14 protein-coding genes and 1 pseudogene are annotated in these 15,560 nt (G+C 70.4%); 5 read left to right on the top strand and 10 right to left on the bottom strand.

Annotated elements, in window-relative coordinates; translation table 11 throughout:
- Positions 1-142 precede the first annotated feature (142 nt).
- The gene (locus ACLHRZ_RS31425) at positions 143-631 is read left to right on the top strand and encodes an ATP-binding protein (RefSeq protein WP_490421980.1); all 489 of its coding nucleotides are present in this window, start codon (positions 143-145) and stop codon (positions 629-631) included.
- A gap of 246 nt (positions 632-877) precedes the next feature.
- Here ACLHRZ_RS31425 and ACLHRZ_RS31420 read toward each other — a convergent pair whose 3' ends face one another.
- The 5 genes from ACLHRZ_RS31420 to ACLHRZ_RS31400 are packed head-to-tail and all read right to left on the bottom strand — an operon-like array spanning position 878 to position 4,867.
- Positions 878-1,183, bottom strand: a complete 306-nt coding sequence (locus ACLHRZ_RS31420) for a WXG100 family type VII secretion target (protein ID WP_490421979.1) — start codon at positions 1,181-1,183, stop codon at positions 878-880.
- Between the two features lie 35 nt (positions 1,184-1,218).
- A complete protein-coding gene (locus tag ACLHRZ_RS31415) occupies positions 1,219-1,569 on the bottom strand; it encodes a WXG100 family type VII secretion target (protein WP_490421978.1) in 351 nt (116 codons plus the stop codon).
- A 51-nt stretch (positions 1,570-1,620) separates the two neighbouring features.
- A complete protein-coding gene (locus tag ACLHRZ_RS31410) occupies positions 1,621-2,832 on the bottom strand; it encodes a S8 family serine peptidase (RefSeq protein ID WP_490421977.1) in 1,212 nt (403 codons plus the stop codon).
- A gap of 35 nt (positions 2,833-2,867) precedes the next feature.
- Complete coding sequence (locus tag ACLHRZ_RS31405) at positions 2,868-4,406, bottom strand: WXG100 family type VII secretion target (protein ID WP_490421976.1); 1,539 nt, start codon at positions 4,404-4,406, stop codon at positions 2,868-2,870.
- A 14-nt stretch (positions 4,407-4,420) separates the two neighbouring features.
- Positions 4,421-4,867, bottom strand: a complete 447-nt coding sequence (locus ACLHRZ_RS31400; protein WP_490421975.1) for a DUF2563 family protein — start codon at positions 4,865-4,867, stop codon at positions 4,421-4,423.
- Between the two features lie 172 nt (positions 4,868-5,039).
- On the opposite strand from ACLHRZ_RS31400, the gene ACLHRZ_RS31395 reads away from it, so the two are divergent.
- On the top strand, positions 5,040-5,285 hold the full coding sequence (locus ACLHRZ_RS31395) for a DUF397 domain-containing protein (RefSeq protein ID WP_490421974.1): 246 nt from the start codon (positions 5,040-5,042) through the stop codon (positions 5,283-5,285).
- 40 nt (positions 5,286-5,325) lie between these two features.
- Here the strand turns inward: ACLHRZ_RS31395 and ACLHRZ_RS31390 are convergent, their stop codons facing one another.
- The 5 genes and pseudogenes from ACLHRZ_RS31390 to eccB form a co-directional block, all read right to left on the bottom strand.
- On the bottom strand, positions 5,326-6,153 hold the full coding sequence (locus tag ACLHRZ_RS31390) for an outer membrane protein assembly factor BamB family protein (RefSeq protein WP_490422004.1): 828 nt from the start codon (positions 6,151-6,153) through the stop codon (positions 5,326-5,328).
- A gap of 75 nt (positions 6,154-6,228) precedes the next feature.
- A pseudogene (locus ACLHRZ_RS31385) lies at positions 6,229-6,510 on the bottom strand (hypothetical protein); the annotation flags it as partial.
- A 54-nt stretch (positions 6,511-6,564) separates the two neighbouring features.
- Entirely contained in the window at positions 6,565-7,365 is an 801-nt protein-coding gene (locus tag ACLHRZ_RS31380) for an outer membrane protein assembly factor BamB family protein (RefSeq protein ID WP_490421973.1), read from the bottom strand.
- Positions 7,366-7,396: 31 nt separating this feature from the next.
- Positions 7,397-8,626, bottom strand: a complete 1,230-nt coding sequence (gene mycP / locus ACLHRZ_RS31375; RefSeq protein WP_490421972.1) for a type VII secretion-associated serine protease mycosin — start codon at positions 8,624-8,626, stop codon at positions 7,397-7,399.
- Positions 8,627-8,644: 18 nt separating this feature from the next.
- Positions 8,645-10,219 carry a type VII secretion protein EccB gene (eccB, locus tag ACLHRZ_RS31370; RefSeq protein WP_490421971.1) on the bottom strand — a complete coding sequence of 525 codons (1,575 nt, stop codon included), beginning with the start codon at positions 10,217-10,219 and terminating at the stop codon, positions 8,645-8,647.
- Positions 10,220-10,388: 169 nt separating this feature from the next.
- Between eccB and eccE the strand changes: the two genes are divergently transcribed.
- The 3 genes from eccE (at position 10,389) to ACLHRZ_RS31355 (ending at position 15,503) form a co-directional block, all read left to right on the top strand.
- Positions 10,389-11,750: a type VII secretion protein EccE gene (eccE, locus tag ACLHRZ_RS31365; RefSeq protein ID WP_490422003.1), complete on the top strand. Its 1,362-nt coding sequence runs from the start codon at positions 10,389-10,391 to the stop codon at positions 11,748-11,750.
- Entirely contained in the window at positions 11,750-12,484 is a 735-nt protein-coding gene (locus tag ACLHRZ_RS31360; RefSeq protein ID WP_490421970.1) for a hypothetical protein, read from the top strand. The genes eccE and ACLHRZ_RS31360 overlap by 1 nt, the downstream gene beginning before the upstream one ends.
- A 316-nt stretch (positions 12,485-12,800) precedes the next feature.
- On the top strand, positions 12,801-15,503 hold the full coding sequence (locus ACLHRZ_RS31355) for an SCO5717 family growth-regulating ATPase (protein WP_490421969.1): 2,703 nt from the start codon (positions 12,801-12,803) through the stop codon (positions 15,501-15,503).
- The last annotated feature ends 57 nt before the right edge of the window (positions 15,504-15,560 follow it).

The following is a 15,560-nucleotide window of genomic DNA, read 5'->3' as shown; positions in this document are numbered from 1 at the left end:
GCCGTGGAGCCGGAAGAGCACCGCGCGAGCGTGCCCACCATCCCTGGGTGAGGTGCGCCCGCGCCCGGGGAGGCAGGCCACCGGTTCCGCTGCGCGTGCGAGGCATCCCCCACCACCTGCCAAGCGCCTGGAGTGGCCGCGCATGAGCAACAATCCGCCTTCGTGCCTGCCCGAAGAGACACCCGCTACGTGGCTGACACCGATCCCCGCCAACCTCGACTACTCGTTCGGTCTGCCGACCGGGGCGTACTGCCTCTCGATGGCACGGGCAGTCGTGGGACGCCTGCTCACCGACCACGGACTTCCCGATATGAGTGAGCTCGGCACCTTCGCTGCGTCGGAACTGCTCGCGAACGCCTATCAGTTCACCCCGGGTCGGAATGCCAGCCTGTCCATGCGGTGGCGCTACGGAGTTCTGCGGCTGACCGTGTTCGATGAGCACCCTGCACATTCGAGGAGAGCTCAGCAGGCGTGCCAGGCGCGGAGGCGCGAGGCGCTCTCCACACTGGACACCGTGGTCGGCACATGTGGTGGCATCGTCGGCCTGGACGAGGCAGGCGGCCCGCTCGCCGGCAGCAAGACGTGGGTCGTTATTTCGCGGGAGGCGGCGCGGGCCTACGCCGCTGTGTGAGCGCGCGAGTGGGGTGGGCATCCCGTCGGCGCCCGCACCATGAGTCGCCCTCCGGCGAGCAGATCAGCCGGTCGAGGTTTTCGCCATCGGAATGACTTGTTCCGGCGATTACCATGCGACATACAGGGTGAAAAGGGGCGGAAGATAGGGCTCTTTGGCCTTCCGGTGGCGGAAACCTCGATTTTGGCCGTCGACGGCAGCGGGGTGGGCATCCCGTCGGTGCCCACCCCACTCCAGCGCCGCTCGTCAGTGGCCGCTGAAGAGCCCGGCGGACTTCCGGTCCGTGTGCTGGTAGTCGTCGCTACCCGTCACGATCAGGGTCGATACGCGGTCCAGAACCTCCTGGATGCGCGCGGCCCGGTTCGCAAGCTGGTTCTGTGCGTCCGTCATCGCCGCGAACGACTCACCTTCCCAGCCGTGCGAAACGTCCTTGACTGCCTTGCTCATGGCCTCGAGCTCACGCTTGATGACCGCGCCGGCGGCCTTGATGTCCCTGGCCGTGTCCTGCAGCGAGCCGTAAGTGACGACGAGGTCGCCAAAGTTCTCCGACATGTTCCCCACTCCCCGTGGCGTTGCCTACGGATGACTCAGAAGTGATTGAGCGCGCTCTCACCGGACGTTGCCTGCGCACCGCCGCTCACGTCGACGCCCTTGATACGCGAAGCGATGTCTCCATCGTTGGCCGAGGCGTTCTTGTGTGTGAGGGCGACAGCCTCTCGGACGTGGTCGATGAGTCGCCGCACCGCGTCGTGCTCATCGTTCAGTTCCGTCTGTGCCCGCACGAACGCGTCGTGCGCCCGGCCCTGCCACCTGCCGCTGACGTTCTCGATGGCGTTCACGAGAGTGCGCAGGTTGGCCGTGAAAGCCTGGCTGGACTCTTCCATCGAGCTCTTAAAGGCATTGAAACTGGCGTCGGTTACCTTTTGTTTGTCCGACATGGTTCACCTTCCCCCACGAGTTGCGTACTTGATTGCGGATTCCCTGTGCGGCTAGCGCTGTCCGCGCCGCCGCAGGAACACGATTCCGGTTGCCACCGCGGCGACGACTGCCGCGCCGATGGCGATTCCCGGCCACGGAATGTCCGTACCGCCTTCGTCCTGCTTCGACTCGGTCGCGGAGTCACGGGTCGGAGCCGACTGCTTCGGGTCGCCGGAGGAAGCGGGCTTCGGCGATGCGGACTGGCTTGCCGCCAGCAGCGGGTTGACGTTCGCGGGGCCGGGGTTGCCCTCGCCGTCCACCAGGACCTTGCGGGGGCGGACGATACCGTAACCGAGGTAGATGCTCGGCACTCCTCCGGTGGCCGGCTTTCCTGCGGTGTCCATCATGACGCGCAGGACTTGGTTGTTGGTCCAGTCAGGGTGCTTGGACCAGATCAGGGCGGCGGAGGCGGAGGCTAGGGCGGTGGCCTGGCTGGTGCCCCCGGAGTCGCAGAAGCCGGACGTCTTGGTGCAACGCTCCGGAATATTGTCTCCGGGAGCGGCAAGCGCCACATGGCTTGCGCTGTTCGACCACTTCGTGACCTTACGGTCCTTGTCGACGGCGCCTACTGAGACGACCCCAGGAAACGCGGCCGGGAATTGCTCGACGTTTCCCTCGTCTCCGTCGTTTCCAGCAGCGGAAAAGATCAGGCTCCCTTTGTCGAGAGCATATTTCACCGCTGCCTCCGTCCTCGTCGAGTTACCGACGAGCCCAGGAGAGCCCATTGAAATGCTGATCACCCGGGCACCATGGTCGACTGCGTAGCGGATGGCTCTGTCCCAGACAGCGTCAGAGTTGGAAAGTAGCTGGTTATTCTTTCCTGCAGTCTTGACCGGCAAGACTTTCACTCCAGGCGCAAGCCCTTGGACACCGCCGTCAGCCCCTGTTCCGGCGATCAGAGTCGCCATGTTCGTTCCGTGCCCATCTCCGTCACGGTCAGCGCCAGTTGACTCACTGGACAGGTCAATGCCTTCCAGTGTTTGCCCCCTGAGCTCAGGAACAGATGAGTCCACGCCGGAATCGAGGACTGCGACCGTCACACCTTCCCCTCGACTGACCTTCCACATGTCATCCGCCTGCATGGCATCCAAGTGCCACTCCCGCGAGCGCACATCGTCCGCTGCTGCCTCGGAAGCCAGTACACCGAGCGGCATGACTCCAGCGCCCAGTAGCGACAACGCAAGCACGACACGTTGTCGCCCCGTTCTGGTCACGAGCGACATAAGTCAGCTTCTCCTTGGCGTGGCAGGGCAGGGAATCATTGGATGACGGGTGGGACAGTATCTCGGCGGCCGCCCTCCCACGTTTCCTCGTCCTCCGTAAGGTAATCGGGCCTTCTGACAACGCGGCGACGGCCATCGCTGCTCCCTGATGCACCCGAGTGCAGAGGTCCTGGGGCCGGACTCTCTCGCACAAGCCCAGAACCACCCGGCGTGAAGTCCGCCCGCTCTCCGTGCCGTGCACGCGGCACGTCTGCGGCACCACCACGGGTGTCGTGCTCCGCCCCGACAACGGTTCCCCGTGGCAATCTCGAACCGGCCGACGGCAATTGCCCACTACCGTGCGGGCCAGCCGCAACGCCGCCCGGCTCCGTGGCCAACCTGCGGCCCGGTTCGAATCGCTGCGAGTTCGGGGAGCTTCCACCAGTTGCACCGGAAGGTCCCCCCATGCCCACGGGGCCCCGGCCCATCATCCCGTGCTCTTCTCCAACAACCGTCCCACGTGGCAAGCGCTGACCGCTGAGGTCGCCACCCGATCGTGTCGGAGTGCCGCCAACGATTCCGTCGCTCACACCGGTGCGTGGGATGCTGCCATACCGTGGTACCGAAACGCCGACTTTCGAACTCCCGAGCGCACTTGAACCGCCCGGTAGCCCGGTTACGGTTCTGCCTACTCCAGAAGAAGGCCTGCCCGGCAGCGGCGCACTCGGCGCAACAGGGCCCACAGGGCCAATCCCATCAGCGTGTTTCGGATTATCCGGTACTGCAGTGTTACCCGGACTCATCCCGGTGTGTGATGGCGCAGCAGCGACCCCGGTCGAGTCAATGGCTGTTCCCGCAACCACATCAGCTCGCGAGGGCACTTGATGGTGTGCACCGTCTACCGCATCGCCCAGCGCTCCTGAAGAAGCACCCACCGCGTTGCCCTGATGCTGTGGCCCGGCCGCGTGTGCAGTTCTGGTCGGATCACCCGCGGCACTGGCCGGAGGGGAATAGGCGCCGCTGCCTCCGATTCCCGTGCCACCAGAACCGTCTCGTTCCCCGTAGGGGCGCTCCCATTCGTCGAAGCCTCCACCGGCCAACGGAATCGGCCTGAACGCCGGCTCCTCCAACCCCGCCAACCGCTCATGCGCCACCCGGTAATAAGAGTCGAGCTTGTTCATCAGGTTGATCGCTTCCTGACGATGCGACTCCGTAACCTTCAGCCGCGCCTGTTCCTTCTCCGGATCGGTCAAACACTCCGATGCCGGATCCGGCTTCGGCATGGCCGACTTCACCTCGGACAGGCCGTCGCCGGCCTGGCTGATGTAGCTGCCTGCGAAGACGGTGTAGTCGGCCAGCTTGGCCGCCTGCTTGACCATCTCGCCGCCCCACTCGCGGAACGCGTCGCCGCCCTCGCCCGCCCACTTGACCCGCTCCACGTGGTGCCGCAGCAGGTCGCTGATCGCGTTGAGCTCCATGGACGCTTCGCTCAGCGCCGAGCCCATCTCCGTCAGCTGGCTCGGGCTGGCGTCGGCCACCATCGCGTAGAGCTCGTTGTGGCTGAGGCCGTCGAACTTCCCCGCACCCGCACTCATCTCTTCGCCTCCCCCTAGAAGCCGTCGGCCCCGCCGGCGTCGCCGGTGTGCTGCTGCGGTCCGCCGCCCCCCGCAGGAGCCTTGGGCACCGTCGCCCCCCGGTAGTGCTTCTGCGTGCTCTCCTGGATCGCCCGCATGCGCGCCGCCTGCTCCGCGTCGACGCCGTCGTACCCGCGGTCGGAGATCAGCGCCGCGAGGCCCGTCGCCTCGATCTGGTCCCCGAAGAGCTTCGACAGCTCCTGCAGCCGTCCATGGACCTTGTCGTAGAGCGCAGCAAGATCGCTCGCAGAGTCGAAGCCCTTGCCGTACGCCCCCTGGGCGATCCGGCGTTCGCCGATCGCCTTCGGCGACGCCGACGACTTCTCCAGCTTGGCCAGGAGCTCGTCGATACGTCCCTTGAACGTCGTCAGTGTCTCGGCCTCCTTGGCCAAGTACCCGCCGCCCGTACCCAGGTTGTTCACCCCGCCCCTCCCCATACGGTGCTACCCAGCACCACCGTCAACTCTAGTCACCCATAAGGGCGATCCCCCACCACATAACGGCCGAGTCGGCCGAACCCCTGTCCCACCCCGACACCGGTTGCTAGCGTCGGCCCCGCTACCGTCCGTACCGTCGATCGAGGAGCCCCGCGCAGTGGCGACCGAACAGGAAAAAGACGAGTTGTACGCCATGGACATCTCGGGGGCCGAGTGGCTCAGCGCCCCCGACAGCCCGCCCGACATGGCGCGGGTCGAGATCGCCTATCTGCCGGGCGGTGCCGTGGCCATGCGGTCGTCCGAGGATCCTGACACCGTGCTGCGGTACACCGAAGCCGAATGGCGTGCCTTCGTACTCGGCGCGCGGGACGGAGAGTTCGACATCGAGGTGCCCGAGTCCTGAGCCGATGGGGGCGTGCTCCTCACGCACGCCCCCGTCCCCCTCAGCCCCGCCCCGTCCGTGCCCCGATCGCCACGATCACATCGTTGTCCTGCGACTCCAGCAGCCCCTCGTTGACCATCAAACGGCGCCCGTCGCCGAGATACGGCACCGCGCTCTTGCTGTGGGCCAGTTGCCATTCGGTGGTGCGGAGGTCGGGGGTGTTGTCCGTGGTGCGCAGTTCCTTGCCCGACCGTGTCGACACGCGTATCAGTTTGCCCTCGCGCTCAGGTGTCGCCGACACGTAGATGCTGAGCTCCCCGCCGTCGGCCGACACCGGGAGGGCGAGCCTGTTCTCGTCCGCCTTGAACGTCCACCGCTCATGGCCCGTGGACAGGTCGTATGCAGCCGTCGAGCCCTTTCCGGCGACGTACACGACATCTCCCGAGACCAGGTATTCCGCGCATCTGCTCATGCTGGACGTGCAGTAGCTGTTCTCATGGTCGTGCTGGAGCGGAATACGTGCCCGTTCCTTGCCATCCGTATCGCCCAGGACGATCAGCTGGGTGGGCTTGCCGATGTTCTTGCCGTCCGCGTCGCTCATGAGCAGCACGACGGGTTTGGTCGAGAGGATGTCGGAGATCGTCTGGTTTTCCGGGCCGTCCCATTGCCAGTTGGCCTTTGCCAGCGATTTCAGGTTCTGGGAACGCAGCGTGGCCCGGTGCCCGCAGAACCGCTGGGTGAGGAGTTGGGCTCCGCCGGCCGTGCCGACGTCGGTGCACGCGTCCTGCTTTCCCGTGTCGCCGATCAGCCGGCCGTCCGAGAGGCGCACGATGCGGGCGCCGGTGGCCCAGCTGATCAGGCCGTGCCCCTGGCTGACCGACACTGCCATGTCGGCGGGCCACTTGTCCGGCCTGAAGTTGTCCATTTCGGGATCGTCGGCCTTCAGGAGAACGATGGGCTGTGTCCACAGCAGCTTCCCCCGGCGGATGTCGACGACGGTCATCGCGTCACAGGCGTCCGTGTATCCGAGGGCGATGAGCACGCGGTCCGCGTCGACGTCCCGCGACGCCGCGCACTGCGTGCCGGGCAGGATCAGGGACCACTTCTTCTCGCCGGTCCTGATGTCGTAGGACGTGACCGTGTCGGGTTCCGCCTTCACCACCGTCGTCTGTGTGAACCAAGTACCCCACGCATTGCGGGAATTCTTCGACGGCTCGGTACTCGGCGTCCTGCTCCATGCCAGGGCTCCCGGTGCAGCACCGGAACCGGCGGTTGCTGCTCTCGCATTTGACGATCGATATCAGGATCTCGCCGTCGGTGGGGCGTCGGTTTCCGCGCAGTCGTAGATGACATTGGTCTTGGGGTGGTCGAGGACCTTGCCGCCGGCAACCGAGAAGGTGGCCGACTCGCCCTTCCCCATGACCTTGACCGTGCCGCGCGACAGGCGGACTTGAGGGTCGATGTACTCGCCGTCACTGGAGTACGAGGGAAGCTTCTGCTCCCACTTCGCACGCCCGCTCTTGAGGTCCACCAGGATCAGGTTGTTGCACTTGTACTTCTCCTTCTCGTACAGCACCGCCACCATGTCGTTCTCGGGCCGGCGTGCCGCCTTGCACACGTCCCCCGCCAGCGGGACGTTCCACTGCTGCTTGCCGTGCTCGACGTCGTAGGCCGTGATCTGCCGGTCCCGCGTGCGGACGATGTTGCCGTGCGCGAACCAGGTCATCGGGTTCGACCCGTGGGCGTCGCTGTTCTTCTCCTTCTCCGAGGTCGGGATCATCCAGTCCAGCCGGGTGTCGACCCGTGCCGATGCAGCAGGCCCCGCATTGTGGTTCGCCGCCTTCCCGTCCCCGCCCCAGAGCAGCCGGCCTCCCCCGCCCAGGCCGCCCGCGACGAGCACGAGCGCGAACACGACGAGCAGCGTCTTGCGCCGTCCGCGGGCCGGGCCCGGGCCCTGCGTCACCGGCGTCGCCGGCCCGAACCCCTGCGGCCCGGACGGGCCCGACGACGGGCCCGACGACGACGGCGGATCGAAGCGCGTGTCCCACACCTGGGGCGGACGCTGCGCGCCCGGCCCCTGCGGGGGTACGGGATGAGTCATGAGCGGCTGTTCCTTCGTGTGATGCAGCGTCTCAAGCAGCAGGCCCACGGCGGCGATTGCGGTCGCGTACGACCACGGCCACGCCCGTGATCGCCGCGACGAGCACCGCCGCCCCGCCCAACGCGTACGTGGCCAGGCGTTCCTGACGCTGTTCGGGGGTCTCGCCCAGGGCCAGGCGGGCGGGGGCCGGCGGGTGGACGTCGTGGGCCGGGCCCTCGGGGAGGGTCACCGCGTCGACGGGGCGGCCGTCGTCCGTCAGGGCGCGGACCGGGTCCACCACACCCCAGCCGATGTAGCGGTCGCGGCCGTTGACGGCCCGTTCCGCGGTCTGCTCGATCTGGGCGACGACCTGGTACTGCTTCCAGTCCGGGTGCTTCGCGCGGATGAGGGCGGCGACGCCGGCGACGTAGGGGGCCGAGAAGCTCGTGCCGTCGTCGACGCACTGGCCGCCCTTCGGGACCGTCGAGACCATCTCCACGCCCGGTGCCGCGACGCCGATGAAGTCGCCCGCCTGGGAGAAGACCGCGCGCTCGTTGTTGCGGTCGGAGGCGCCGACCGCCAGAACGCCCTTGTAGGCGGCGGGATACGTCTCCTTCACGCTGCCGTCCGTGCCGTCGTTGCCCGCCGAGGCGATGACGACGACGTCCTTGGCCAGCGCATCCTTGACCGCAAGCTCCAGGTCCGAGTCGGGGCTCAGCGGCTTCGTCGTGTCCTGCGAGATGTTGATGACGTCCGCGCCGTCGGCCACGGCCTTGGCGATGCCCTGGGCCAGGGTCTTCGACGTGCCCGTGCCCTTCTCGTCGTTCTGCCGGATGGGAATGACGACCGATTCGGGGGCCAGGCCCACGAAGCCCGTGTCCGGTTGCGGGCGGGCCGCGATGATGCCCGCCACCTTCGTGCCGTGCCCGACCACGTCCGTCGTCGGACCCTTGTCCGCGTCGTTCGGCTGCGAGAGCAGATCCGCTCCGCTCTTCGCGTCGACCGCGTCCTTCAGCTGGGGGTTCGTGACGTCGACACCTGTGTCGATGACCGCCACGCGCACCGGACGGCCGTCCGGCCGCTTGCCCTTGGTGTCCTGCCAGAGCCGGTCGAGCATGACGCGCTGCAGCGACCAGGGCGTGCCCTTGATGGGTTTGGCGGGGTATGTGCACTGGCCCCTGCCCGCCAGGGACAGGTGGGATCCCGGTCCTGCCGCCGTGCCGGACGCGGACAGGGGCACGGCGACCAGCGCCAGGAGCAGTATCGCTTTCCTCTTCCTCATCTCTGTCTCTGCCCCGCCCTACGAACCCTGCGGCTGCCGCGCGCTGTTGGTGTCCAGGCGCGGTCCGGCCGGCAGGAATGCCGACCAGTTCGCGGGGACGGGCACGGGGTCGACGTTCCGGTAACCGAGGCGCACCTGCGCCTGGTTGACCTCCTGCGGCGCGGTGGGGTCCCCGTCCGCCCCGTCCGCCCCCTTGCCGTCGTCGCCGATCTTCGATTTGTCCGTTCCGCTGTCGTTGTTGGACTGGACCGCGTATCGCAGACCCGTGTCCGTGACGAGGAAGACCGATCCGCTCTTCGTCTGGTGTCCCGTCACCTGGCGGTACAGCAGGCCGGAGCCCGGGGTGACGTACGCACTGGTGGCACCGTCGGGGGTGGTGGCCGGGTAGTCGGTGCCGGCCCATGTGGCCAGTTGGGGCGTGCCGTTGCCGTCGAGGCCGCCCAAGATGCTGCAGACGGTGTTCCTGGGGCCGGCCACCGTCGGGTCGACGGAGTTGGCCTGGACAGGCACGCGGGCCGGCCAGTGCTGCCGTCCGGCGAACTCGGTGCCGTCCGGGGTGAAGGCCGACGCGGCGACGCGCGCGGGGCGGCCGGCCTGGTCGAGGACGGCGAGCTTCCTGCTGTCGAGCAGCAGCTTGGCGACGAACTCCGAGACGCGCTGCACCTTGCCGGGCAGCACCACGTAGTTCTGGGTGCCGTTGCCGGTCGGGGCCTCCAGGACCGTGCCGACGCGGTCGGCCTGCGCCGGCAGCGTGGTCACCCCGGCCTTCGCGCCCGGCTCGCCCGGGACGTCCGGGAAGCCGATGGGGGCACCGTCGGTGAAAGTGTCGAGCCAGTCCTTGGTGACACGCTGCGGCTCGGCGCCGTCCTTGAAGACGGAGCGGAGCAGCAGGTTGCGGTCGCCGGGGTCGGCGGACTTCCAGTCGGTGCCGCCCAGCAAGTACTTGGTGCCCTGCGGGTCGACGAGGTACCGGGCGTCGTCCGGCCCCTGGACGTACAGGGCCTGGTTGTCGTGCAGTCGCTGCGTGCCCGTCAGCTTCTTGAGCTTCGGGTCGCGGTCGGCGAAGACGAAGACGGCCTTCTGGGTCGTCCTGCCGTTGCCGCCGGGCTGTTCGCACACCGCCCACTGCTTCTTCCTGCCGGCCTCCGGGGCGGCGGGCATGCGGTCGGGCGCGTAGGGGATGCCGAGCGTCGGGCCGCGCGGAATGTGGCCGTTGTCGAGTTCGGACTCCTTCACCTTGATGACGGTGGACTTGTCGGGGGTGAGGAGGAGTTTGGCCGAGGCGAAGTTGAGGACGGGGTGCAACTGCTTCTTGCCGTCGGTCTTCAGGACGACGTAGCGGGTGGTGGAGTCGCTGCCGACGATGACGTGCGCCTCGGGGCCGTCCCAGCCCTTGGGCGCGGTCGGCCGGAACATGCCCCAGGCGCCGCAGCCCGCGACGAGCAGGGCCCCGACGACGATGCCGGGCAGGGCGGTGCGCAACGGGCGCGGCGCACCCTCCTCCGTGCCGGTGGGCGAGGGTTGCAGAAACGCGGCAACCGTCCGTTTCTTCGCAAACGTGTAGGCGTTGAGCTCGTCCCGGCGTGATGCCATCTGTCGCCGTATCTCCCCGTTGTCCGGCCTTCGTCGGCGGTCCGCCGACGGGTTCCGCCCCCGGCCCCGCTGTCATACCGACCCTCTACTATGCCGGTAAGTGATCGTCACACGATGCCGGGGGCGGTTCCCGGTACGGGACTCGGGGTTCGAGGGGGCGTTGGCGCGGATGGGTGTCGCTGCGCGGGTACGGAGCGGGCGCGGCGCCGCGGGCGGGCAGGTGCCTGCCGGGCGGGGCCGGGCGCGTACGTCCGCCATGGCGCCGGCCGTCTCGCCGACAGGGCAGGGCCCGGTGACCCCACGCCTCTCCGCGCAGGCGGGCAGCATCGGCCCTGTGCGGCTGCAACAGCTCGTTCTGGTCGAGCTCGCGGCCGCCGTGTTACTGGCCGGCTGGATCGCCGGCCCGATGCTGCTGGCGCCCGCCGCGGTCGTCGCCGCGGGCCTGCTGCTCCTGGCGCTCGTGCGCCGCGGCCGCCGGCCCGTCGCGGAGTGGCTGTTCGCAGCGGCCGCGCTGCGACGACGGGCCCGCCGGGCCGCCGCGGAGCCGGTGCCGCCGGGGACGGACCCGCGCTTCGCCCCCGTGGCCGAGTGCGAACCGGCCCTGCGCACGGGCTCGTTCACGGACCGCGAGCAGCGTCCGGTCGGCGTGGTCGGGGACGGGACGTTCCTGACGGCCGTCCTCCAGGTCGAGGCGGTGGACGCGCCGCTGCGGCGGCACCGTACGGAGAAGGGGCTCCCGCTCTCGCTGTTGCGGGACGCGATGGAGGTCGACGGGATCCTGCTGGAGTCGGTCCAGGTGGTGCAGAGCGCCCTGCCCGCGCCCGCTCCCCACCTGCCCGCGCAGACGCTGGCCGCCCGCGACTACGCACCGCTGCAGGAGCAGACGGGCGCTCCGGCCGCCCGGCTCACCTGGGTGGCGCTGAAGTTCGACCCGCAGTTGTGCCCGGAGGCCGTCGCGGCGCGGGGCGGCGGGCTGGAGGGTGCGCAGCGCTGTCTGCTGCGGGCCGGCGAGCAGTTGGCGAGCCGGCTGCGCGGGGCCGGGTTCTCCGCGTCCCTGCTGTCCGAGGACGGGCTGACGGCCGCGCTCGCCGTGGCCGCGAACGTCAATCCTGCGGCCACCGCGCAGGCGGGGCAGGCAGGCCATGCGGGCGGGCCCGCGCGGCGGACGCAGGAGACCGTGCGGGCCTGGCGCTGCGACGACCGCTGGCACGCCACGTACTGGGTGGGCCGCTGGCCGCAGTTGGGGCCGGGGGCGGCGTCCCTGCCGCAGCTGGCGGCGCTGCTCACGTCGATGCCCGCACTGTCGACGACGATGAGCCTCACGCTCGGGCGCGGCGGCGTGCAGGGCGGGCGGCACGCGCCGACGCTGGCGGGGCACATACGGATATGCGGCCGCAGCGCCGACGAACTGGCCACGGTCGGTCGCGCGTTGGAGCGCGCCTCCCGGGCCGTGAAGGCCGGACTGGTGCGCCTGGACCACGAGCAGGTGCCCGGGGTGCTGGCGACGCTGCCGCTGGGAGGGACGCACTGATGGCGGCGAGGCCCCTCGTGTCCGTGGCCCGCAGGCCGCGGCTCGGCTTCGGACTGCTCGGACCGCGGCGCGGCAGGCACGAGCTGCTGCCCGAGCAGTTCGAGGCGCTGGAGCTGCCCGTCGGCGACGACGGGGTCGTCATCGGCACCGATTCGCACGGCATACCGGCCGTGCTCGGTATCGGCCGGCCCGCTCCGTACGAGATCGTCCTGGTGGGCGGCGCCTGGACCGCTCAGGTCATCGCGCTGCGCGCGGTCGCCACGGGCGCCCGGGTCGCGGTCGAGACGGGCCGCCGGGAGCTGTGGACGCCCCTGGCGCAGGCCGCCAACAGCGGGCAGCAGTCCATCACGCTGCACGACGTCGGCCGCGTGCCGCCGCAAGGGCCGTCGGTGCACAGCCCCGTGCTCGTCGTCCGCGACTGCGGCGTGCGGCCGCCGCGCGGGCGGGCCGGTGCCGCGCCCTGGCAGTCCGTGCTGACCCTGCTCCCCTACCCCGGGCCCACCACGCCGCGACTCCTGTCCGGCGCGGACCTCGTGGGCGTGCAGCGGGTCTCGCCGGACGAGGCGCGCGGCCTGGGCCGCGCGCTGGCGCTGCCGCCGGACGACGTCGAGACGCTGTCCACGCTGCCCGACGGAACCACCCTGTGGTGCACGAGGACGGCGCGGACCTACGTCGCCACGACGCCGACCGAGGCGGAGACGGGCCTGTTGGGCGCAGCACGCCGCATGGAGTGACCGACACCACACCGCCATTCACCTGAAACGGAGCGAATCGGGCGCAGATATGGCGGTGTTGAGGCCCTTGAGTGGGGAAGTCACATGGAATCGGTGATTCGGGGCAGGTGACCCGGGGGACCGCCGATGCGCCGGGGGCAGGCCTGCCCCCGCGATGCGGACGGCGTTTAGTCTTGGTGGGCGTACGCACGTGGAGAATCCCCGGCACCGGGGCCTGTCGCGTAGCAGACGGGGCAATCCCGGACAGTCGGACGACAGGAACAGGTCGGCCCCGACGAGGAATCATGGGCGCCGGACCACACCAGCAGGAGGCATTGTGAGCAGCGATCGGGACGAGATCCGCGCGGCCGGGACCACAGCCGGCGAGGGCCTGTCCGGCGCCGGGCACGATCCCGAGCACGAGCTGGAACCGGAGCACACGGGCGAGTTCACGATCGACTACACGCCGCCCGCCTGGTACACGCAGTCCCCTGCGGGGGCTTCGGGGGCGGCCCCGGCTGCGCCCGCCGCGCAGGGCGGTGGCGGGCAGAGCCCGTCCACGATGCGGTTCCCCGGCGTGACGCCGCGCGAGCCGGAGCCGGCGCCGGGCGCCCCCTCCGCCCCTCAGGGGTGGAGCGTTCCGGGCGCGCCGCAGGCCTCGTTGCCGCCGCTGCCGCCGAACTTCCCGCCCGCGGCGCCGGCCACGCCGCCGCCGGGCTTCCCGCAGGGTCCGGTCACTCCGCCGGCCGGCTACGGATACGGCCCGGGGCACCCGGGCGCCCCGGCCGCGCCGGGTGTTCCCGCCCCCAACCAGGTGGCTGCGCAGGGTGGTTACGGCTACCCCGGCGCACCGGCGCCCGCGCCCGCGGTTCCCGGCGTGCCGGTGCCGCACATTCCTGCGCAGCAGGACGGTTACGACCTTCTGCCTCCCAGCGCGCCTCCAGTGGCGCCGGACGTCGCCCCCGCGCCGCAGGGCGACGAGTCGGCGACGGCCGCCAACGCCCCTGCCCCTGCCCTGCAGGACGCCCCCGACAGCACCGAAGCCCCGGACGCCCCGGAGCCCACGGCCGCAGCCCCTGCGGACGGCGATGACACGACGTCCCCGGCTGCCCCGCGGGACCCGTTCGACCTGACCGCTGCCCAGGAGTCCACTGCGGCAGCCACGGCCGACGGCGACGACACCACCGAGCCGCCCGCCACCGCACAGGACGACAACGTCCAGGCGTCGGCGGCCCCGCAGGCCCCGTTCGGCCTGCCCGGCGCCCAGGAACCCGCGGCGCAGCTGCCCGCCACCGCGCAGGACACGCCTGCGCCGACGAGCGCACCCCAGCCCACGGCCGTCCCCGCCCCCGCCCCGCTCGGCGACAACGCCCAGGCGCCGACGCCCCCTCCGCCCCCCTTCGGCCCGCCCGGCACCCAGGAACCCGCGGAGCTGCCGCCCGCCGCCCCGCAGGTCGCGCCCGCACAGCCCGTAACCCCGCCTGCCCCGCAGGACGTTCACGACCGGCCCGGCGCCGAGGCGGCCGCCGCCCCGGCGAACGCGCCGTGGGGCGGCCCCGCGCCGCAGGGGCCGTACGGTCATGCGAGCCCGTACGGTGCCGTCCCCACGCCGCCCGGCGGCTACGGGTACCCGAACGGGCCGGCCCCCGCCACCCCGCCGGGCGCACCGGCGCCCGGTGGCTACGGCTACCCCGACTCCCCCGCGCCCACGGCCCCGCACGGCGAGGCACCGCAGCCCGGCGGCGGTTACGGATACCCCGCTCCCGGCGGCCCGTTCCCGCCGCCCGCCGAAGCCCCGCAGGGAATGCCGCAAGGGGCACCGCAGGGACCGGTCGACCCGAGGTCCGGCGGCTGGCCCTCGGTGACGCCCGAGCAGCGGCAGCGGTCCGTGCACGGGGCGCCGCTCGGGTTCACGGCCGCCGTGGAGCTGTCCTCGGAGCGGCTGCTGAAGAGCAAGCCCAAGCCGAAGAAGCAGAACCCGGTGGGCCGGTTCAAGCTGGGCGGCAAGAAGGAGGAGGCCGAGCGGCAGCGCAAGCTGGAGCTGATCCGCACGCCGGTGCTCTCCTGCTACCGCATCGCCGTCATCAGCCTCAAGGGCGGCGTCGGCAAGACGACCACGACCACCGCCCTCGGCTCGACGCTGGCCACGGAGCGGCAGGACAAGATCCTCGCGATCGACGCCAACCCGGACGCCGGCACGCTCGGCCGCCGTGTGCGCCGGGAGACGGGCGCGACGATCCGCGACCTCGTCCAGGCGATCCCGCACCTCAACAGCTACATGGACATCCGGCGTTACACCTCGCAGGCGCCCTCCGGACTGGAGATCATCGCCAACGACGTGGACCCTGCGGTCTCCACGACGTTCAACGACGAGGACTACCGGCGCGCCATAGACGTCCTGGGCAAGCAGTACCCGATCATCCTCACCGACTCGGGCACCGGTCTGCTCTACAGCGCGATGCGCGGAGTGCTCGACCTCGCCGACCAGTTGATCATCATCTCGACGCCGTCCGTCGACGGCGCGAGCAGCGCCAGCACCACGCTGGACTGGCTGGCCGCGCACGGCTACGGCGAGCTCGTCTCGCGGAGCATCACGGTCATCTCCGGCGTCCGCGAGACCGGCAAGATGATCAAGGTCGAGGACATCGTGTCGCACTTCGAGACCCGCTGCCGCGGCGTCGTCGTCGTGCCGTTCGACGAGCACCTCGCCGCGGGTGCCGAGGTGGACCTGGAGATGATGCGGCCCAAGACCCGGGAGGCGTACTTCAACCTCTCGGCCATGGTCGCCGAGGACTTCGTCCGGGCCCAGCAGCAACAGGGGCTGTGGACCGGCACGGGCACCGCGCCGCAGCACCAGGCGCCGCCGCTGCCGGGCACGTACCAGGCACCGGCCGGCCCCGGCCAGGGCGCCGTCCCGGGCCCGTACGCCCCGTACACTCCGGAGCAGTTGCCGCAGCCGGGCGCCGGCTGGCCCGTACCCCCGCAGCACCAGCAGCCGCAGCCGCCGCAGCACCCCGGGTACGACTACCCGCAGCAGTGACGACGATGGGAGGGCCCGTGGGGCCCTCCCATCACTGCAACTGCAGTCACTACAGCT

The organism is Streptomyces sp. AM25 (genome assembly GCF_058146165.1).
Note: the sequence above shows the minus strand (reverse complement) of the source record. Positions and strands in the feature narration are given on the sequence as shown.

What these genes read in the sequence shown, in the direction of transcription:
- eccB (WP_490421971.1), bottom strand. Translation starts at nt 10,219, where the DNA reads ATGGCATCACGCCGGGACGAGCTCAACGCCTACACGTTTGCGAAGAAA.
- ACLHRZ_RS31405 (WP_490421976.1), bottom strand. Translation starts at nt 4,406, where the DNA reads ATGAGTGCGGGTGCGGGGAAGTTCGACGGCCTCAGCCACAACGAGCTC.
- ACLHRZ_RS31425 (WP_490421980.1), top strand. Translation starts at nt 143, where the DNA reads ATGAGCAACAATCCGCCTTCGTGCCTGCCCGAAGAGACACCCGCTACG.
- ACLHRZ_RS31360 (WP_490421970.1), top strand. Translation starts at nt 11,750, where the DNA reads ATGGCGGCGAGGCCCCTCGTGTCCGTGGCCCGCAGGCCGCGGCTCGGC.
- ACLHRZ_RS31410 (WP_490421977.1), bottom strand. Translation starts at nt 2,832, where the DNA reads ATGTCGCTCGTGACCAGAACGGGGCGACAACGTGTCGTGCTTGCGTTG.
- ACLHRZ_RS31415 (WP_490421978.1), bottom strand. Translation starts at nt 1,569, where the DNA reads ATGTCGGACAAACAAAAGGTAACCGACGCCAGTTTCAATGCCTTTAAG.
- mycP (WP_490421972.1), bottom strand. Translation starts at nt 8,626, where the DNA reads ATGAGGAAGAGGAAAGCGATACTGCTCCTGGCGCTGGTCGCCGTGCCC.
- ACLHRZ_RS31380 (WP_490421973.1), bottom strand. Translation starts at nt 7,365, where the DNA reads ATGACTCATCCCGTACCCCCGCAGGGGCCGGGCGCGCAGCGTCCGCCC.
- eccE (WP_490422003.1), top strand. Translation starts at nt 10,389, where the DNA reads ATGGGTGTCGCTGCGCGGGTACGGAGCGGGCGCGGCGCCGCGGGCGGG.
- ACLHRZ_RS31420 (WP_490421979.1), bottom strand. Translation starts at nt 1,183, where the DNA reads ATGTCGGAGAACTTTGGCGACCTCGTCGTCACTTACGGCTCGCTGCAG.
- ACLHRZ_RS31390 (WP_490422004.1), bottom strand. Translation starts at nt 6,153, where the DNA reads ATGGCAGTGTCGGTCAGCCAGGGGCACGGCCTGATCAGCTGGGCCACC.